Below are 19,186 nucleotides of genomic sequence, written 5' to 3' on the forward strand. Positions count from 1 at the left end.
GACACGACTCTTTGCCCACGCACAGGGGAATCTGCGTCCAACTCTTGACTCGACTAGGCTGACCGACGTGACGAGGAAGCAGCGCGACAGCACCGACACCGGCGCCGCTCCGACGTCCGACGCGGCGGGGGCCGTCGGCGTCGAGGCGGGCGAAGGAACCGAGACGCTTCCGACCGCGAAGACGCCCCGCCCGCAGGTCCCCGACGGCGCGCACCCCGGTCGCTTCCGCCAGCGCGTCGCCGTCGTGATCCCGGCCAAGGACGAGGCCCGCCGCATCGCCGCGACGGTCCGCTCGGCACGCGCGATCCCGAACGTGGACCTCGTGCTCGTCGTCGACGACGGCTCCGAGGACAGCACCCAGCACGTGGCCCGCGAGGCGGGCGCCGTCGTCGTACGCCACTCGCACAACCGCGGGAAGGCGGCCGCGATGGAGACGGGGGCAGCCGTCGTCGCGATGCGCGACGTGCCCGGTCGCCCCGAGCGCCTGCTGCTCTTCATCGACGCGGACCTCGCCGACACGGCCGTCAACACGGCCCCGCTCGTCCCGCCGGTGCTCGAGGGCGTGGCCGACATGGCGATCGCCCACATCCCGCCGCAGGTCGGCGCGGGCGGGCACGGGTTCGTCGTCGGCGCGGCACGTCGCGCCATCGCCGGCATGACGGGCTGGACGCCCACGCAGCCGCTGTCGGGCATGCGTTGCATGACCCGGGAGGCGTTCGAGGCCGCGACCCCGCTCGCGCGGGGCTGGGGCGTCGAGGTCGGCCTGACCATCGACCTGCTCCGGCAGGGCTACGTGGCGGTCGAGATCCCGTGCGAGCTGCGGCACCGCCCGTCGGGCAAGGACTTCAAGGGTCAGCTCCACCGCGCGGCCCAGTACCGCGACGTGCAGCTCGCGATCAGTGCGCGGCGGGTGCGCCGGACCGTCGACGTGGTGCGGCCGCACCACCCCGCGCCCTGACGTCGCGCAGCCAGTTCGCGTAGACCGCGAGGAGCACGGGCAGGGCGAGCACGATGCCGGTCGCGGGCACGAGGATCCCCGAGTCGTTGACGAGGAACCCGATGCCGAGGATGACGCCGGTCGTGATGATCCCGGGCCGCAGCATGGGTGCGTAGGCGGTGAGCTGGCTCAGCGGCGCGTCGGTGGTGATCCACTCGAGCGGCCCGCCGGCCGGGTGCGCGAGCGCGCCGCGCAGGGGCCGGCCGAGCACGTAGACGACGACGAGCAGCCCGGCGAGCGCGACGAGCGTCAGGTTGTTGTTGAGGTTGTCGAGGTTCTGCGCGAGCTTGCGCTGGATCACGTGCCACAGCTCGCCGTGGAGGACGTCGTCCACGAACCGGCCGAGGTGGGTGCGCTCGTCGGGCGGGCGGAGCCAGTCGGCGACGGCGAACGCGACGACCACGACGACCGCCGCGCCGAGGACCCCGACGACGCGCTGCCAGGTGAGCCTGATGCCGGCGGCCATGAGGGCGAGCAGGGCGAAGCCGGCGACGAGCCCGGGGGGCCCGCCGAAGTCGGCGCCGATCGAGGGCAGCCCGTCGAGCGCGGTCGCAACGACCCCGACGACGGCGACCACGCCCGCGGCGGCCTTGCGGCGTCCGCGGAGCACGAGCGGGTTGACGAGGGCGACGGTCACCATGACGCACGCCGTGCCGAACAGCGCGTACGACGTGTTGTTGATGCCGTAGAAGCGGCCCGCGACGAGCGGCTGCGTGCCCATGAGCCCGGAGAGCTGGAGCGGTGCCCCGCCGAGCACGTCGATCGCGAGGACGACGGCGGTCACCCCGCCGACGACGCCGAACGGCCACAGCGGCGCCCGGCGCCACGGGACGAGCATCGCGACGGCCGTGATGACGACGTCGAGCGCGATCACGACGCCGGCGAGCGTCCACGCGGGCGCACCGCTGCGCCACCAGGGCACGGCGTTCGCGAGGGTCGTCGCGACGGGGATCGACCCGAGCGCGATGCCGACGGCGACGAGGCCCTTGAGCACGCCGGACGGGTTCTCGCGCAGCCAGCGGCCGACGGCGCCGAGCCGTTTGGCGTCGAGGCGAAGCACGACCGTCGCGAACGCGTAGAGCGCGAGGTTGGCGAGGATGAGCAGCAGGTAGAAGTTCGCGATCAGGGGCTTGACCGCGGACGCGTGCTTGCTGACGTCGACGAGGCCGTCGAGCCGGTCGGTGCCCGACGCGTCGGAACGGGTGGTGCCGATGGTCGTGCCGACCGTGGCGCTCTCGGGGACGGACGCGTCGATCCCGAGCGCCTCCACGACCGTCGGCAGGACGTCGGTGTCCTGGATCATGCCGGGCTGCCGGGTCGACCCGGCGGCGAGGACGGTGTGCCCGCCGGCCGCGTCGCCGTGCGTGCTGATCGCGGGGCCGGTGCCGAGGGCGAGCTGCAGGTGCGAGGTCCGGTTCGAGTCGGCGAGCGACGCGACGAGCACGGAGGTGTCCGACGCGCGGGAGGACGCCGTCACCGCGGCGAGCACGGCGCCCACGTTCGCGTCGACCGCCTTCACCTGCTTCGCGTGCGAGGCGGCCACCTCCTCGGCCGTGAGCGGCTCCTCGCCCGGCTGGGCCGCGGGGTCGAGCACCGCCCCGGCGTCGACGACGACGAGGCGTGACGTCCCGAGCGCCGTCGACACCGCGTTCTTCAGCCCTGCGGCGTCCGACGGCGCGTCGACGTGCGTGCCCGCGACCTTGCCGTCCTTGGTCGCGACCGCGATGGCGGCGCCCGGGCCGATCGACGTGGTGGCCAGGCCGGTGGCCTGGACCGCGTCGCCGAGGACCCCGAGGGTCGCGTCGAAGCTCTGGTGCGCGACGGCGTCCTGGTACTCGGCCCAGTCCGGCACCGTGCCGCCGGTGCCGTCGGAGGACGAGTCGGTCGGGTCGTCGGGCACGCGGCACGTGGGCTGGGTGTGCGGGGCGATGTCGCCCGCGCGTCGTCCGGACGACACGGCGAGCCACCCGTCGACGGGGCACGTGCTCGAGCGGACCGTCCGCACCACGTTGACGCCGGGGGCGACGCCGACGAGGTCGTCGGCCGCCGGGGCCGACCCGTCGGCGGGGGTCCCGCCGAGCGCCTTCCAGATGTTCGGCGTCGTGGTGGGGGAGACGTCCTCGGGCTGCACCCCGCCCGTGCCGACGAGGACGAAGGGGCCGTCCGACGCCGACGCCGCGGACGCGACCTCCGGGGCCGCCGTCGCGGTGCTCGCCCCGACCGCCCCGGCCAGGCCGATCGCGACGGTGACGGACGCGACGAGCGCCGTCGTCCGCCGGAGGAGGCGTCGGGAACGGGCAGAGGTCGTCGCGGGAAGGTCGAGCGGCACGGGCCCCAGCCTAGGGGAGCGGCCTCACGGGCCGGTCAGGGCCCGTCAGGCGGACCGCACGACGAGGGTGCCCGGCTCGACCCACGCGGTCACGCGTCGCGCGCGACCGAGGAGGTCGCCGTCGACCTGGACGTGCTCGCCCGCGCCGGCCTCGACCTCGATCCGCACCCGCCGGGCGGGGCTGGTGTCGATCCGGCCGGCGCGCGGCAGGTCGCCCGACGACACCCCGATGCCCTGCATGACGACCTCGCCGAACACCTGCGCCCAGCCCACCAGCCCGGCGCGGGCGTCGATCGCGACGACGTCGAGGCGACCGTCGTCGATGACGGCGTCGGGGATGAGCGTGATCCCGCCGGGCAGGAGCCCGCAGTTGCCGACCATGAGGCTGCGGACCCGCGTGTCGACGGCGGGCGCGTCGTCGATCTCGATCCGCATCCGGCTGCGCCGCCCGTGCAGGTGCCGGACGCCCGCGAAGAAGTAGGCCATCCAGCCGACCTTCGACTTCAGGGTGGGGTCGGCGTCGGCGACCATCGCGGCGTCGAAACCGAGCCCGGCGATGACGAGGAAGAGGTGGTCGACGTCACGCGCGCCCTCGCTGTCCGGCCCGGGCTCGTCGGCGTACTCGTCGACCCGCAGGCGCCCGACGTCGACGTGCCGGTCGTGCCCGGAGATGACGGTGGCGAGCGCGTCCTCGACGGAGGTCGTCGAGATGTCGAGGTTGCGCGCGAGGAGGTTGCCGGTGCCGCGGGGCAGGATGCCCATCGCCCTGCCGGTCCCGGCCATCGTCTCGGCGACGGCCCGGACGGTCCCGTCCCCGCCGACCGCGACGACGACGTCGGCGCCCGCGGCGAGCGCGTCGCGTGCCTGGCCGCGGCCCGGGTCCTCGACGGTCGTCTCGAACCAGAGCGGCTCGGGCAGGGCGGCGTCGAGGCAGGCGTCGACGAGCGTGTCGCGGAGCTCGGGCACGCCGGGCTTGGAGGGGTTGGCGACGAACGCGACGAGCCGCTCCCCGGGCGCCTCCTGCTCGCGGGGGCCGAGACCCGTGCCGTACCGGCGCGCCGGACGGCCCATGCGCCGTCCGGCACGGCGGGCCTGGAGGTAGACGACGAGCGCGACCACCAGGGCGGCCAGCGCGACGACGAGCGCCGTCACGCCGATCCACGTCTCCCAGGGGGTGCTCACGTCGCTCACCGTATCCGGACGTGGCCTCCGCGCACGCGGCGAAATCCTGCTGCCGCGCCCCGATACGCTGGGGGTGTGATCGACCTCAAGCTTCTCCGGGAGGACCCGGACACCGTCCGTGCCAGCCAGACCGCCCGCGGCGACGACCCCGCGCTCGTCGACGCCGCGCTCGACGCGGACTCGCGGCGCCGCTCCGCGCTGACCGACTTCGAGTCGCGCCGCGCCGAGCAGAAGTCGCTCGGCAAGCAGGTCGCGCAGGCGCAGGGTGACGAGAAGCAGGCGCTCCTCGCGCACACCAAGGAGCTCGCGGAGCAGGTGCGGTCGCTCGACGCCGACGCGAAGGCGGCCGGCGAGGAGCTCGACGCGCTGCTGTTCCAGATCGCGAACGTCGTCGAGGGGGCGCCCCCCGGCGGCGAGGACGACTACGTCGTGCTGCGGCACGAGGGCACGCCGCGCGACTTCGCTGCCGAGGGCTTCGCCCCCCGTGACCACCTCGAGCTGGGCGAGGGGCTGCGGGCGATCGACACCGAGCGCGGCGCCAAGGTCTCGGGTGCGCGCTTCTACTACCTGACCGGCGTCGGTGCCCGGCTCGAGCTGGCGCTGCTCAACGCGGCCGTCGACCAGGCGGTCGCGGCCGGGTTCACGCCCGTCATCACGCCGACGCTCGTCAAGCCCGAGGTCATGGCCGGCACGGGCTTCCTCGGCAAGCACGCGGACGAGATCTACCACCTCGGCACGGACGACCTGTACCTCGTCGGGACGAGCGAGGTCGCGCTCGCCGGGTACCACAGCGGCGAGATCCTCGACCTGTCGGACGGCCCCAAGCGCTACGCCGGCTGGAGCGCCTGCTACCGCCGCGAGGCCGGCTCGTACGGCAAGGACACGCGGGGCATCATCCGCGTGCACCAGTTCCACAAGGTCGAGATGTTCAGCTACTGCCGCGTCGAGGACGCTGCCGACGAGCACCAGCGCCTCCTCGCGTGGGAGGAGCAGATGCTCGCGAAGGCGGGGCTGCCGTACCGCGTCATCGACACCGCGGCCGGCGACCTCGGCTCGAGCGCCGCCCGCAAGTTCGACTGCGAGGCCTGGCTGCCCACGCAGAACCGCTACCTCGAGCTGACGTCGACGTCGAACTGCACCACCTTCCAGGCCCGCCGCCTGGGCGTGCGCGAGCGGTTCGAGGTCGAGGGGCGCACGGAGACCCGCCCGGTCGCGACGCTCAACGGCACGCTCGCCACGACCCGCTGGATCGTCGCGATCCTCGAGAACCACCAGCAGGCGGACGGGTCGGTGGTGGTGCCCGAAGGCCTGCGTGGCTACCTGGGCGGCCTCGAGGTGCTCGAGCCCGTCGGATGAGCCCGGTCGTCCCGCTGGCCGAGTCCCCCGTCGACGGTGCGCGACCCTCGGCGTACCTCGTGGCGCTCGACGTCGACGGCACGCTCCTGTCGTGGGCGGACGAGCCCGAGCGCCGGGAGTACATCTCGGACGCGGTGCGCGAGGCGGTCGCGGCCGTCCGGGACGCGGGGCACCACCCGGTCATCTCGACCGGGCGCACGGTCCTGGCGACCGTGCCCGTCGCACGCGAGCTCGGTCTGACCGAGGGCTGGCTGGTCTGCTCCAACGGCGCCGTGACCGCGCGGATCGACCCGTCGGCTCCCGACGGGTTCGTGGTCGAGGAGCAGGTCACCTTCGACCCGGCGCCCGCGCTGCGCGCTGTGCTCGAGGGGATCCCCGGTGCGCTCGTCGCCGTAGAGGACCTCGGCCTCGGGCACCGTGTCAACGCCCCGTGGCCCGACGGCGAGATCACGGGTCGCCAGGACGTCGTGCCGTTCGAGGAGCTCGCGTCGGAACCGGCGACGCGCGTCGTCGTCCGGAGCCCGGAGCGCACGCGCGACGACTTCCACGACCTCGTGGACCGGCTGGGCCTCGAGGACGTCACCTACGCCATCGGCTGGACGGCCTGGATGGACATCGCGCCCCAGGGCGTCACCAAGGGCACCGCGCTCGAGGGCGTGCGGCGCCGGCTCGGGGTCGAGCCGTGGGCGACGGTCGCGATCGGCGACGGGCGCAACGACGTCGGGATGCTCGAGTGGGCCGCGCGCGGGGTCGCGATGGGCCACGCGGACGACGTCGTGAAGGCCGCCGCGGACGAGGTCACGGGCACGATCGACGAGGACGGCGCGGCGTCCGTCCTGCGCAGCCTGCTCACGTAGCGGCAGAATCAGGGCCGTGGCGAGCATCGAGGACGTTGCGCGCACGGCCGGTGTCTCGACCGCGACCGTGTCCCGGGCGCTGCGAGGCCTTCCCAACGTCACCGAGGCGACGCGCGTCAAGGTCCTGACGGCCGTGGCCGAGCTCGGCTACGTACCGTCGCCGTCGGCCTCGTCGCTCGCCTCGGGCCGCACGCGCACGATCGGCGTCCTGACGCCGGGCATCGCGCGCTGGTACTTCGGCGAGGTCGTCGACGGCGTCGAGCACGCGCTGCGCGGCCTCGGGTTCGACGTCCTCCTCTACGCGCTCGGCTCGCCCCGTGACCCGCTGCCGCGGCCGCCCGTCGATCCGAACGTCCTGCGGCGGCGCGTCGACGGGACGCTCGTCGTGGGGCTGCCGCTCGAGGCCGAGGAGATCTCGTCGCTCGCGGCGCTGGGGGTGCCGCTCGCGTTCGTCGGCTCGGGCCCGCGCGGCCAGGTCACGCACCGCGTCGACGACGTCGCGGCGGGACTGGCGGCCACACGCCACCTGACCGCCCTGGGGCACCGCGCCGTCGGGCACGTCGCCGGGGCGCAGGACCCGGTCTCCGAGTGGTCGCCCGCCATGGGCCGCCGGGCCGGCTGGCGGCGGGCGCTCGTCGAGGTCGGTGTGGACGCGCCGTCGTCGTGGGAGGTGGACGGGAACTTCGACCTCGAGGGCGGGCGCGCGGCCGGGCACGCGCTCCTCGCGGCCCACCCGGAGCTGACGGCCGTGTTCGCGTCGTCGGACGAGATGGCGATGGGGGTGATCTTGGCGGCGCGTGCCGCCGGTCGGAGGGTCCCGGAGGACCTCTCGGTGATCGGTGTCGACGGGCACCCGCACGGCGAGCTCGTCGGGCTCACGACCGTCGCGCAGGACGCGTTCCAGCAGGGTCAGGACGCGGCGCTGGTCCTGCTGCAGATGGTGCTGGGGGAGCGGGCGCCGGAGGCGGTGACGTACCCGACCCGGCTGGTGCGGCGATCGTCGACGGCGGGTCCGCGGACGGTGGCCGAATCGTGACCGGCGTGGCCTTGCGCGGTTCCCGTGGAAGCGTTTCCATGAGAGACGTGCGCGCCGCCCGGCCGGGCGGCCGCGCACGCGCTGCCGTCCGGGTGGGGTGCTCGACACCGCCCCCGGCGTGTCCCGGCTCGGCGGCGGGCGGACGGGCTGGTCGGCAGCCCCGCGCCTGCTGCTGACGCCGCACCGCATCCACCCCGCGTCCGTCATCGAATCGTGACCAGGAAACGCGCGTGTACGGGTTGCACCGCGAGGGTGTAAGCGCTTGCATCTGGAGAGGACGCGACGACGCGGACGGCCCGATGAGCAGGGACGGTCATCCGGCGGCGCACGAGAACCGGCGAGGACGCCGGGGAAGGGCATGACATGAGACGAAGCAGGATCCTGACGGCGGCGGCGACCGGGGCGGCGGTCGCGCTGGTCGCGGCAGGCTGTTCGAGCGGTAGCTCCGACGACAACTCGACCAAGGCCGGCAGCGCGCCGACCCTCACCGGCGACTGCGCCCAGTTCCAGGCCTACGCCGGCCACAGCGGGTCGAAGGTCACGATGTTCGGCTCGATCCTCAGCCCCGAGTCGGACTCGCTCAACAAGTCGTGGGCCGACTTCCAGAAGTGCACCGGGATCACCATCCAGTACACCGGCTCGAACACCTTCGAGTCCGACCTCCCGGTCAAGGTCAACGGCGGCAACGCCCCCGACCTGGCGATCATCCCGCAGCCCGGCCTCCTCCAGCAGATGGTCCACACGGGCACGGTCAAGGCGCCGCCCGAGCAGACCGTCAAGAACGAGGACAACTGGAACGCGGCCTGGAAGGGCTACGGGAGCGTCGACGGCAAGTTCTACGCCGCCCCCATGAGCGCGAACATGAAGTCGCTCGTCTGGTACTCGCCCGCGTACTTCAAGAAGATGGGTTACACCGTCCCCACGACGTGGGCCGACCTGATGACCCTGTCGAGCAAGATGGCGTCCGACATGACCGGCACCGCCAAGCCGTGGTGCGGCGGCATCAGCTCGGGGACCGCCTCGGGGTGGCCCGCGACGGACTGGCTCGAGCAGGTCGTCCTCGGCACCTACGGTGGCGACGTCTACGACGACTGGATCAGCCACAAGATCAAGTTCTCCGACTCCCAGATCCAGGACGCGATGAAGACGGTCCAGAACTGGATGCTGAACCCCGACTGGGTCAACGGCGGCTACGGCGACGTCAAGACCATCGCGACCACGACGTTCCAGAACGCCGGACTGCCGATCCTCAAGGACAAGTGCGGCATGCTGCAGCAGGCGTCGTTCTACGAGGCCCAGTGGCCCAAGGGCACGAAGGTCGGGCCCGACGGCGACGTCAACGCGTTCTACCTGCCGGCGGTCAACCCGGACATCAAGACGCCCGTCGAGGGCGGCGGCGAGTTCGTGACCGCGTTCTCCGACAAGCCGGCCGTGCAGGCCGTGCAGAACTACCTGTCGAGCCCGGAGTGGGCAGACAGCCGGATCAAGGTGGCGCCGGGCTGGGTGTCGGCGAACGAGAAGGTCGACCAGAGCCTGTACACGGACCCGATCGACAAGCTGTCCGCGAAGTACCTCGCCGATCCGAACGCGACCTTCCGGTTCGACGCCTCCGACTCGATGCCGGCAGCGGTCGGTTCGGGCACGTTCTGGAAGGGCATGGTCGACTGGTTCGGCAGCGGCAAGTCCGCCGCCGACGTCGCGAAGGAGATCGACGCGTCCTGGCCGAGCTGATGCTCGACCGCTGAGCGATCGACGCCGGGCCGCCCCGGCCCGCGGGTGCCACCCGCGGGCCGGGGCGCCGCCCCCTCCCACCCCTGAACGACTGGAGGCTCCTCCGTGGTCGGAACGTCCCTCGGCCAGGCCCTGCCCATGGCTCCGCCCCTGGCGACGAGCACCTTCTCCCAGGCGAGCGGCACGCTGCTCGGCGCGATCGGCGCCGTCGCCGGCTTCCTCGCGATCCTGGCCGTCATCTTCTTCGTGGCCGGCCGGGTCACGGGTCGGCTGCAGAAGCCCCTCGCCGTCATCATCTGCCTGGTCCCCGCGCTCTTCCTGCTCCTGCTCGGGCTGATCGTCCCCGCGATCACGACCATCAACAACAGCTTCAAGAACCAGCAGTTCCTCGGCGAGCTCGGCACCAAGTACGTCGGGCTGAAGAACTACCAGTTCGCGTTCACCGACTCGTACACGCTGCAGACGATCCTGCGCACATTCCTCTGGCTCATCATCGTCCCGACGATCACGGTGATCATCGGGCTCGTCGCAGCGCTGCTGCTCGACCGGATGCGCCGGAACGCGGTCCCGAAGACGCTGCTCTTCCTGCCGACGGCGATCTCGTTCGTCGGCGCCTCGGTGATCTGGGGCTACGTCTACGACTACCGCGCGCCGGGGTCGCCCCAGACCGGCCTGCTGAGCGCCGTCGTCATGAAGCTCGGCTGGCACAACCCGCCGCACTGGCTGATCTCGTCGCCGATCAACACGTTCCTGCTCATGGTCATCATGATCTGGATCCAGGTCGGCTTCGCCATGGTGGTGCTGAACGCGGCGCTCAAGTCGATCCCCGACGAGATCATCGAGTCGGCCCGCCTCGAGGGTGCCAGCGGGTTCCGGCTGTTCCGGACCATCCAGGTGCCGATGATCCGCAGCACCGTCGTCGTGGTGCTCACCACGGTCATGATCACGACGCTCAAGGTGTTCGACATCGTCTTCACCGTGACCAACGGCAACTACAACACGGACGTGCTCGCGCGGCAGATGTACGCCGACATGTTCGTCACGAGCCAGGTGAGCCGCGGCAGCGCGCTCGCGGTCATCCTCTTCGTGATCGTCCTGCCGCTCATGTTCTACAACATCCGCCAGCTGCGACGGGAGCGTACGGAACGATGACGACCATCACGCCCCCGCTGGACCCGGCCCAGGACGAGGTGCTCCACGGCAAGGAGGCCTCGCGCGCCGTCCGCAAGGCCCTCAGCTCACCGATCGCGTCCGCCGCGGTCATCCTGCTCTCGGTGCTGTGGACCATCCCGACCCTCGGGCTGTTCATCAACTCCTTCCGCTCCAAGGAGGACGCGGCGACCACCGGCTGGTGGGAGTTCTTCGTCCACCCGAGCTTCAGCCTCGACACCTACAAGCAGGTCCTCACCGCCGACGGCGGCCTGACCCTGCCGCTGGTCAACTCCCTGGCCATCACGATCCCGGCGACGATCATCCCGATCTTCATCGCCTCCATGGCGGCGTACGCGCTGGCGTGGATGCGGTTCCGGGGGAGCGACGCGATCTTCTTCACGATCTTCGCGCTGCAGGTCGTGCCGCTCCAGATGGCCCTCGTCCCGCTCCAGCAGTACTACGTCAAGGGACTGCAGGTCTTCGGGGTCACGATCATCCCCTCGCCGCACGTCAACGGGACGCTGGCGCAGATCTGGATCTCGCACACGATGTTCTCGCTGCCGCTCGCGGTGTTCCTGCTGCACAACTTCGTGGCGCAGATCCCCGAGTCGCTCATCGAGGCGGCGCGCGTCGACGGGGCACCCCACCTGCGGATCTTCCGCTCGATCGTGCTCCCGCTGTCGATGCCGGCGATCGCGTCGTTCGCGATCTTCCAGTTCCTCTGGGTCTGGAACGACCTGCTCGTCGCCAAGACGTTCGGCAGCTCCGACCCGGCCCAGCAACCCGTGACCGCACGGTTGCAGAGCCTGACGGGAAGCTTCGGTGCGCACCAGGAGCTCCTCGCGCCCGCCGGTTTCATCGCGATCGTGATCCCGCTGATCGTGTTCCTCGCGCTCCAGCGGTACTTCGCGCGCGGGCTCCTGGCGGGCTCCGTCAAGGGTTGAGCCGACCGCCCGACCCGGCGCCGACGCGAACGGCCGCCCTCCTCGACCGAGGAGGGCGGCCGTCGTCGTGCACGGCCCTGGCGTCAGCCCCGGTAGGCGGGCGCCGCCTTGGCGGGAGCGACGGCCTTGGGCGACGGGCCGAACCGGTTGGCGCCCGGCGTGCCCTCGGTCGCGTAGAACACGATCAGGATGATGCCGCCGACGAACGGGATGAGCCCGAGCAGGATGAACCAGCCGGACTTGTCGGTGTCGTGGAGACGGCGCACGGCCACGGCGAGCCCGGGCACGAACACGGCGAGGGCGGCGAGCCCGTACACGACCGCGAACAGCGCGCTCGCACGGCTCAGGCCGGCGAGCAGGCCGAACACGACGATCAGGGCGAGCGCGAACCACCAGTACTCGGAGCGGCGGGCGCGGCCCGAGTAGTTGGCGTAGTTGGTGAGGACGGAACGGACGGAGTCGACGAGAGACATCGGTGACCACCTGAAGTGAGGCGTGGAGCCCGGCATCGTTACCGGGCGGCCAGAGCATAGGGGGTCGCGCGCTGTGACGGGAGGCGCTGTCCACCGGCGACGGCCCGTAGGCTCGCGAGGTGAGCCGCCCGAGCCTGGACCGCGTGCCCGCGCCGGTCGTCCTGGTCGGCTCGGGCACGGCGATGTACGTGGGCGCGGCGGTCGCGGTCGGCCTGTTCGCCGCCGTCGGCGCGCCCGAGGTGGCGTGGTTGCGCACGGCCGTGGCCGCCGTCGTGCTGCTGGTGTGGCGTCGGCCGTGGCGCGAGCGGTGGACGGCCGCGCGGTGGCGCGCGGCCGTCGCCTTCGGGCTCGCGCTCGCCGTCATGAACGTGGCCTTCTACGTGGCGATCGACCATCTCCCGCTCGGGACGGCGGTCGCGATCGAGTTCACGGGGCCGGTCGCCGTGGCAGCGTTGACGGGGCGCGGCTGGCGGGAGCGCGGGGCGATCGTCGTCGCGGCGGTGGGAGTCGTGCTGCTCGCTGGGGTCGCGCTCCAGCCCGGGCCCGGTCACGACCGGCACGACGTCGTCGTCGGGCTCGTCGCCGTCGGGGTCGCCGCCGCTGCTTGGGCGGCGTACATCCTGCTCGGTCGCCGGGTCGCGGCCGCGGGCTCGGGCGTCACGACCCTGTCGGTCGCGATGGCCGTCGGTGCGGTCGCGCTCGCGCCCCTCCTCGCGTCGTCGTCGGCGGTCGCGTTCACGGACTGGGGGCTCGCGTGGCGCGCCGTCGTGGTCGGGGTGCTCTCGTCCGTCGTGCCCTACGCGCTCGAGCAGGTGGTGCTCCGCCGCGTCGGCGCGGCGACGTTCTCCGTGCTCATGGCGCTGCTGCCCGCGACGGCGGCGGTCGTGGGTGCGGTCGGGCTGTGCCAGGTGCCGTCGGCGGGCGAGCTCGTCGGGCTCGCGTGCGCGACGGGTGCCCTGCTCATGACCGGCCAGCTCCGCCGGCGTACGCCGCCGGAGCCGCCGCCGCTCGTCTGAGCACCCGCGATCAGAGGTACTGGCCGGGCGTCGGGCGCTGGTCGTCGCCCTGCGGGCCGCCCGGCGCGCCGGGGGCCTGGCCGCCCGGTGCTCCCGGGTCGGCCGACCCGAACAAGCCCGGCGGCAACCCCCGACGCATCTGGGAGAGCTGGTTCTGCGCGGCGATCTGCTGCGCCACGAGGGCGGTCTGGATGCCGTGGAACAGGCCCTCGAGCCAGCCGACGAGCTGCGCCTGGGCGATCCGGAGCTCGGCGTCCGACGGCGTCTGGTCGTCCGTGAAGGGCAGCGTGATCCGGTGCAGCTCGTCGATCAGGTCGGGGGAGAGGCCGTCCTCGAGCTCGTGCAGCGAGCGCTCGTGGATCGACGCGAGCCGGGCGCGCGCCGCCTCGTCGAGAGGCGACTCGCGGACCTCGTCCAGCAGGCGCTTGATCATCGTGCCGATGCGCATGACCTTCGCGGGCTCCTCGATCGAGGCCCGCTCCTCGTCCGCGCCCTCCGGCGCGTCGTCCCCCGCGGAGATCCCGGGAGGGAGGACGAGCTGGGACGCGACCTGGGCGGCCGCGGCCTCGCGGACGGCGTCCTCCGCGGCCTGCTCGGCCTCGCGTTCCTCGCGGGACTCGCCGTCGGCGTCGGGCACGTCCGGAACCTGCTGCTCTGCGTCGTCGGGCATGGCGTCCAGTCTGCCCCGTCAGGGCAGCAGGAGCACCTTGCCGAACACGTTCCCCGACTCGACGAGCTCGTGGGCGTGCGCGGCCTCGTCGAGCGGCAGACGGGCGCCGATCACGGGACGCAGGCGGCCGTCGTCGAGCCACGGCCAGGCCCGGGTCGCGACGTCGGCCACGATCGCGGCCTTGGCCTCGCGGGTGCGGGACCGGAGCGTCGTGCCCGTGACGGTGAGACGCCGGGTCATGACCGCACCGAGGTCGAGCTCCGCGCGGCGCCCCTGCTGCATGCCGATCATCACGAGCCGGCCCTCGTCCGCGAGCACCTCGACGTTCCGGGCCAGGTAGCCGGCCCCGATCACGTCGAGCACGACGTCGGCGCCGTGCCCGTCCGTCGCGTCACGGACGGCCGCGACGAAGTCGTCCGACCGGTGGTCGACGGCGAGGTCGGCGCCCAGCTCGAGGCAGCGCGCCGTGCGCTCCGGTCCGCCCGCCGTCGTCGCCGCCCACGCGCCGTAGGCCGCCACCAGCTGGATCGCGACCGAGCCGATGCCCCCCGACCCGCCGTGCACGAGCACCCGCTCACCGGGTGCCAACCGTCCGGGGCCGGTGAGGTTGCTCCACGCGGTGCAGACCGCCTCCGGGAGCCCGGCGGCGTCGACGAGGTCGAGCGCGTCTGGGACCCGCAGGAGCTGCCCGGACGGCACCACGAGGCGCTCTGCGTACGCGCCGCCGGCGACCAGGGCGGCAACCCTGTCGCCGACCGTCCAACCCTCGACGCCGTCGCCCAGGGCCGCGACCGTCCCCGACGCCTCCAGGCCCGGCCAGGCGGGCGCGCCGGGCGGCGGCGGGTAGTGGCCCTGGCGCTGCAGCAGGTCGGCGCGGTTCACGCCCGCGGCGGTGACGTCCACGAGCACCTCGCCGGGGCCGGGTGACGGGTCCGGGACCTCGCGGACGGTGAGCTGTTCCGGGCCTCCTGGGCGGACGATCTCGACGGCGCGCATGCGCACGAGCCTAGGCCGAGGTCTTGCGCAGGAGGGGGTTCATCGCCCAAGGTTGGAGGCGCTCGGACGCCCGCTCGCACCGCGGGGCCCGACGCCGGAGGGGGCTGCTCCGGATCCTGATCCGGATTAGGTGATCGTGGCTCGATCGCGGATAGTTAGCGGAAAGTTCGTTCGAGGCGTTGCGCTACGCGCGCGGTCCCGTGACGTGCGTGAGCCGTCCCGGCAGTAGAAGGCGCTGGTCACAGCGCCGACAGGAAGGTGCGTATGCTCCGCAGGTTGAGCGTTCGAGGGAAGATCCTCGCCGCCCTCGCTGTGCCGGTCCTCGTCCTGTTCGTGGCCGCCGCGTACATCTCGTCCCAGGCGATCGCCGACGCGCGCGAGGCGCGCGCGGCCCACGCGCTGACATCGGTCTTCGCGAGCCAGGACGCGTTCCTCGACGCCGTCCAGGCCGAGCGCCTCGCCACCGACCAGGCCACGAGCGCCGGCGCGGACAGCGACGCCGCCGAGGCCATGAAGAAGGCACGCAACCTCACGGACGCGACCGTGAAGAACCGCGACGCCGAGCTGCGCAAGCTCAGCCTCGGGCAGTACAACGCGCAGCTCGCCAAGGCGATCACGACGTCGCTCGCCGCTCAGGACCGCCTCGACACCGTGCGTCGCCAGGTCGACGTCGCGGCGTCGACCGGCTCGGCAGCCAAGACCGCGACGTACATCGACAGCTCGTACCAGAACGTCGTCTCGCTCGCGACGAACGTCGGGACGCTCCTCGCGGAGACAGCGTCCGACCGCACGCTCGCGCAGTTCGTCGACGCCTACAACGACGCGACGACGCTGACCAACCAGCTGGCGCTCGAGACCACCGGCGGCTACCAGGTCCTCGCCTTCCCGTTCAAGGGCACCGAGAAGCTGCAAGACCTCGCCAGCGACGGCGTGATCTCGAACGCGATCCAGATCTCCGGCCTCATCAGCGACGACCAGACCCGAGCCTCGCAGCTCGCCAACGTCGTCGCCGCGCTCGGGATCCACGCCGACCTCCCGGCCTCGTCCGGCCTCTACCAGACGCTGCGCACCCAGATCGCGTCCGCGACCCCGACGGCCGCGACGCCGGCGAACGCGGCCCAGTGGATCTCGCTCTCCCAGAACCAGACCGCCGCCACCGCTTCCGCGCGCGACGACGTGGCGTCGGCCGTCGACGGCAAGGCCGCTGACCTGCAGGCGTCGGCGACGACGCGCGCGGCCGTGACGCTCGGCGTCGGCCTCCTCGCGTTCGCGCTGTCCGTGATCATCGCCCTCGCGATCGCCCGCACGATCGTCCGCCCGCTCCGTCGCCTCACCGACGCCGCGGCGACCGTCCGCGAGGAGCTCCCGACCCTCGTCGAGCAGGTGGCCGAGCCCGGCCGCGGCCCGGACATGGCGCTCGAGGAGATCCCCGTCGAGTCGAACGACGAAGTCGGTCAGCTCGCGCGCGCGTTCAACGACGTGAACGCGACGACCATCACGGTCGCCAAGGAGCAGGCCGCGCTCCGTGGCTCGATCGCCGAGATGTTCGTCAACGTCGCGCGCCGCGACCAGGTGCTCCTCAACCGCCAGCTCTCGTTCCTCGACGACCTGGAGCGCACCGAGGAGGACCCGGGCTCGCTGTCCAACCTGTTCCGCCTCGACCACCTCGCGACCCGGATGCGTCGAAACGCGGAGTCCCTCCTCGTGCTCGCGGGTATCGACTCGGGCCGTCGCGTCCGCCAGCCGATGCCGACCTCGGACGTCATCCGTACGGCGTCGTCCGAGATCGAGATGTACGACCGGGTCCGACTGATCCTCCCGGTCGACCCGCTGATGCTCGGGCACAACGCGCTCTCCGCCGCGCACCTGCTCGCGGAGCTCCTCGAGAACGCGACGCGCTTCTCCGAGCCCCACACTCCCGTCGAGGTCTCGACGAACCGCACGTCGTCCGGCGTGCAGATCATCATCCGGGACTACGGCCTCGGCATGGGCCCCGAGGAGCTCGCCGAGGCGCGGTCCCGCGTCACGTCGTCGGGCGCCTCCGAGGTGCTCGGCGCGCAGCGCCTCGGCCTCTACGTGGTCGGCCGTCTCGCGCAGCGCCTCGGTGCCGCCGTCGAGTTCACGTCGTCGGGCGACAACGGCGAGGGCACCACCGCCGTCGTGTCGTTCCCGTCCGTGCTGTTCGTGAACGACTCGCAGGTCCCGCTCCCGGAGCCGACCGACCCGCTGGCTTCCGAGACCCAGGCTGCCGTCGGGCAGCTCGGGCGCGGGAGCGCGCCCGACAGCCTGCCCGCGCGCACGCCCGTGTCGTCCGGACACCCGTCCGGCCCGCTGCCCCTGCCCGAGCCGGAGCCCGAGGTCGCGGTCCCCGTCGACCTCGAGGCGCTGACCGACGGCACGACGTCGACCGGGATGCCCAAGCGCCGTACCGCCCGACCCGACGGCGCCCCCGACACCACCGGCAGCGGGCTTCCCGTCCGTGGCGCTGCACCGTCGGCGCCCACCGCGAGCGCGGCGAACGTCGTGCTGCCGCCCCTGAGCACGCCCGAGCTTCCCGCCGACCTCGGCAACGAGGCCGCGGGCTGGACGCCGCCGACGCAGGCCGTCGCGGGCGCCGCCCTGCCGAGCCGTCGCCGCGACCTGCCGCCGGTGCCGGAGCCCAAGCCCCTCCTGGGTCCGGACCCGACGTCGCTCTCGCTCGAGCCGTCGGCCGCCGAGCCGCACCAGCTGCCCGGGGAGACGTCCGTCGACCTCGTGCCGGTGTCCGAGGACGCCGTGCGGACGTCGATGTTCTCCGGCTTCCGGTCGATGAACCAGCTCAACGAGCAGGTCGATGCCGGCCCGACGACGGCCTCCGTCCCCCCGACGCCGCCCGCGCCCGAGCAGGTCGCCCCGGTACCCGCGTCGCCCGTCGAGGACGCGCCTTCGTACGAGTCGCTCGTCGCACCCGAGGCGCCCGCGTGGCAGGAGCCGGAGCCGGCGTCGTCCTGGACGCCGCCGGCACCGGTCGTCGACGTCCCGCCGGCGCCGCCCGCTGACGACGCCGCGCCGGCGTACGGCTACGCACCGTCCGTCCCGAACGTCGACCCGAGCGCCCTTGAGCTCGAGGACACCGGCTGGGAGCCGCAGCTCGCCCTCGGCGAGCCCGCCCTCCCGTCGCGCGGTCAGCACGGGGCCGGGTCGGCCGGCCTCTCCGAGGCGCAGTCGGCTGCCGCGCTGTGGGAGCCTGCGGCCGAGGGCGCGGCGTCGTCGCCGTACTCCGACCTGGGCGGCTACTTCGGGCGTCAGCTCGACGCCGACGCCGACGCCGAGGCGCCCGTGGTGGAGCCCGAGCCTGCCGCTGCGGCGAACCCGTCCGACGACGCCTACGTCCCCGTGGCCGGCATCCCCGCCGACGGCGGCGAGGTCCACGACGACGCGCTCGGCTTCGACGAGGCGCTGCCTGCCTTCGACGAGCTGCTCACCAACCTGCCGACGCGTCGTGACGTCCGTGAGGCGGCGAAGCGCAACCGCGGGTGGTTCCGCCGCGGGTACTCGCAGCAGGCGTACACCGAGGCGCTCCGCACGCTCACGCAGCCGACGCCGGTCGTGCCGGCCTCGTCGATCCACTCCGCCGAGGCCCTCGGGCTGACCGGGGTGTCGCGGACGTCGGCGCTGCCCGCGCCGGCACCGACGGTCGAGCCCGGGATCGGGCGCGAGACTGTCGCCGAGCCGTACGCCCCGGCGGGCGCGGAGTCGTCCGCGCCTGCTGCGCCCCAGCCCGTCGCGGCTCCCGAGCCGTACGCCCCGGCGTACGAGCCCACCCCGGCGTACGAGCCGGCCCCGGCGTACGAGCCGGCCCCGGCCTACGACGAAGCGACCCCGGCCTACGAAGCGACCCCGGCGCCGTCCGCCCCGCGCGCCGAGACGCGGTCGCCCGAGGCGGCGCCCGAGCTCTCCGCACGGCCCCTGCGCCCCCGGTCCCTCGACCCGCTGGACGAGGAGTACGTCGTCGACCCTGTGACCGCGAAGTCCGAGTGGCTGGCGTCCGCGGTCCTGTACGAGGAGATGACGACGCTGCTGCGCACGAACTCGTTCGATCCTGCGCCGACCGGTGCGACCTACCAGCCCGTCGTCGAGCTGACGACCGGGCCGACCCTCACGCGGCGTGCGCGCCGTCAGCAGGAGTCGTCGGGCCAGCAGAGCGCGAGCGACCGGATCGACCGTGACGCCGAGGTGCTGCGCGAGCGGCTCCGGGCGTTCCAGAGCGCGACCCGCCGGGCGCGCGAGGACGCGGTCGGTCGACCGTCCGAGGATCTCGACGCCGAGTTCGAGGCCGCGTTCGGAGGACCGTACGGCCGCACCGACGGACCGGGAACCGGGGACGGGACCCGCGCCTAGCACTGCCCCGGCCCGGCCGTGGATGTCGCGAGACGGGCGAACGACGAACGAAGACCGTGCTGCACCC

Annotated in this window: 14 protein-coding genes; 9 read left to right on the plus strand and 5 right to left on the minus strand. The window is 73.2% G+C overall.

The genetic code is table 11. The features are described from left to right. Positions 1–67: 67 nt before the first annotated feature. Positions 68–958 (plus strand): glycosyltransferase family 2 protein, encoded by an 891-nt coding sequence (locus KDY119_RS01105; protein WP_083891167.1) that lies wholly within the window; start codon positions 68–70, stop codon positions 956–958. Here the strand turns inward: KDY119_RS01105 and KDY119_RS01110 are convergent. Both KDY119_RS01110 and KDY119_RS01115 read right to left on the minus strand, forming a co-directional pair. Beyond that, entirely contained in the window at positions 897–3,326 is a 2,430-nt protein-coding gene (locus KDY119_RS01110) for a hypothetical protein (protein ID WP_051136885.1), read from the minus strand. The two genes, KDY119_RS01105 and KDY119_RS01110, sit on opposite strands and share 62 nt — an antisense overlap. 45 nt (positions 3,327–3,371) lie before the next feature. Further along, positions 3,372–4,508: a diacylglycerol/lipid kinase family protein gene (locus KDY119_RS01115; protein WP_036954775.1), complete on the minus strand. Its 1,137-nt coding sequence runs from the start codon at positions 4,506–4,508 to the stop codon at positions 3,372–3,374. Between the two features lie 75 nt (positions 4,509–4,583). On the opposite strand from KDY119_RS01115, the gene serS reads away from it, so the two are divergent. The 6 genes from serS to KDY119_RS01145 all read left to right on the plus strand — a co-directional run bounded on the left by serS (position 4,584) and on the right by KDY119_RS01145 (position 11,584). Further along, positions 4,584–5,864 carry a serine--tRNA ligase gene (gene serS / locus KDY119_RS01120; RefSeq protein ID WP_036954332.1) on the plus strand — a complete coding sequence of 427 codons (1,281 nt, stop codon included), beginning with the start codon at positions 4,584–4,586 and terminating at the stop codon, positions 5,862–5,864. Beyond that, complete coding sequence (locus tag KDY119_RS01125) at positions 5,861–6,721, plus strand: HAD family hydrolase (RefSeq protein ID WP_051136886.1); 861 nt, start codon at positions 5,861–5,863, stop codon at positions 6,719–6,721. Before serS ends, KDY119_RS01125 begins: the two co-directional genes overlap by 4 nt. A 16-nt stretch (positions 6,722–6,737) precedes the next feature. Further along, complete coding sequence (locus KDY119_RS01130) at positions 6,738–7,757, plus strand: LacI family DNA-binding transcriptional regulator (protein ID WP_153021819.1); 1,020 nt, start codon at positions 6,738–6,740, stop codon at positions 7,755–7,757. A gap of 363 nt (positions 7,758–8,120) precedes the next feature. Then, positions 8,121–9,488 (plus strand): ABC transporter substrate-binding protein, encoded by a 1,368-nt coding sequence (locus KDY119_RS01135; protein WP_051136888.1) that lies wholly within the window; start codon positions 8,121–8,123, stop codon positions 9,486–9,488. A gap of 105 nt (positions 9,489–9,593) precedes the next feature. Beyond that, entirely contained in the window at positions 9,594–10,640 is a 1,047-nt protein-coding gene (locus KDY119_RS01140; RefSeq protein ID WP_227994459.1) for a carbohydrate ABC transporter permease, read from the plus strand. Next, positions 10,637–11,584, plus strand: coding sequence for a carbohydrate ABC transporter permease (locus KDY119_RS01145; protein ID WP_036954338.1), 948 nt, complete (start codon positions 10,637–10,639; stop codon positions 11,582–11,584). The genes KDY119_RS01140 and KDY119_RS01145 overlap by 4 nt, the downstream gene beginning before the upstream one ends. 83 nt (positions 11,585–11,667) lie before the next feature. Here the strand turns inward: KDY119_RS01145 and KDY119_RS01150 are convergent, their stop codons facing one another. After that, positions 11,668–12,057 carry a DUF805 domain-containing protein gene (locus KDY119_RS01150; RefSeq protein WP_036954341.1) on the minus strand — a complete coding sequence of 130 codons (390 nt, stop codon included), beginning with the start codon at positions 12,055–12,057 and terminating at the stop codon, positions 11,668–11,670. Between the two features lie 119 nt (positions 12,058–12,176). Here KDY119_RS01150 and KDY119_RS01155 point away from each other — a divergent pair, with 119 nt between their 5' ends. Further along, positions 12,177–13,073 (plus strand): EamA family transporter, encoded by an 897-nt coding sequence (locus KDY119_RS01155; RefSeq protein ID WP_322619628.1) that lies wholly within the window; start codon positions 12,177–12,179, stop codon positions 13,071–13,073. Between the two features lie 10 nt (positions 13,074–13,083). Here the strand turns inward: KDY119_RS01155 and KDY119_RS01160 are convergent, their stop codons facing one another. After that, complete coding sequence (locus KDY119_RS01160; RefSeq protein ID WP_083891171.1) at positions 13,084–13,743, minus strand: bacterial proteasome activator family protein; 660 nt, start codon at positions 13,741–13,743, stop codon at positions 13,084–13,086. Positions 13,744–13,761: 18 nt separating this feature from the next. Next, entirely contained in the window at positions 13,762–14,739 is a 978-nt protein-coding gene (locus KDY119_RS01165; protein ID WP_153021820.1) for an NAD(P)H-quinone oxidoreductase, read from the minus strand. A 276-nt stretch (positions 14,740–15,015) separates the two neighbouring features. On the opposite strand from KDY119_RS01165, the gene KDY119_RS01170 reads away from it, so the two are divergent. After that, a complete protein-coding gene (locus tag KDY119_RS01170) occupies positions 15,016–19,119 on the plus strand; it encodes a sensor histidine kinase (RefSeq protein WP_194174304.1) in 4,104 nt (1,367 codons plus the stop codon). The last annotated feature ends 67 nt before the right edge of the window (positions 19,120–19,186 follow it).

This window comes from Luteimicrobium xylanilyticum (genome assembly GCF_009429125.1).
GTDB lineage: Bacteria > Actinomycetota > Actinomycetes > Actinomycetales > Cellulomonadaceae > Luteimicrobium > Luteimicrobium xylanilyticum.

What these genes read in the sequence shown, in the direction of transcription:
- KDY119_RS01145 (WP_036954338.1), top strand. Translation starts at nt 10,637, where the DNA reads ATGACGACCATCACGCCCCCGCTGGACCCGGCCCAGGACGAGGTGCTC.
- KDY119_RS01160 (WP_083891171.1), bottom strand. Translation starts at nt 13,743, where the DNA reads ATGCCCGACGACGCAGAGCAGCAGGTTCCGGACGTGCCCGACGCCGAC.
- KDY119_RS01125 (WP_051136886.1), top strand. Translation starts at nt 5,861, where the DNA reads ATGAGCCCGGTCGTCCCGCTGGCCGAGTCCCCCGTCGACGGTGCGCGA.
- KDY119_RS01135 (WP_051136888.1), top strand. Translation starts at nt 8,121, where the DNA reads ATGAGACGAAGCAGGATCCTGACGGCGGCGGCGACCGGGGCGGCGGTC.
- KDY119_RS01165 (WP_153021820.1), bottom strand. Translation starts at nt 14,739, where the DNA reads ATGCGCGCCGTCGAGATCGTCCGCCCAGGAGGCCCGGAACAGCTCACC.
- KDY119_RS01150 (WP_036954341.1), bottom strand. Translation starts at nt 12,057, where the DNA reads ATGTCTCTCGTCGACTCCGTCCGTTCCGTCCTCACCAACTACGCCAAC.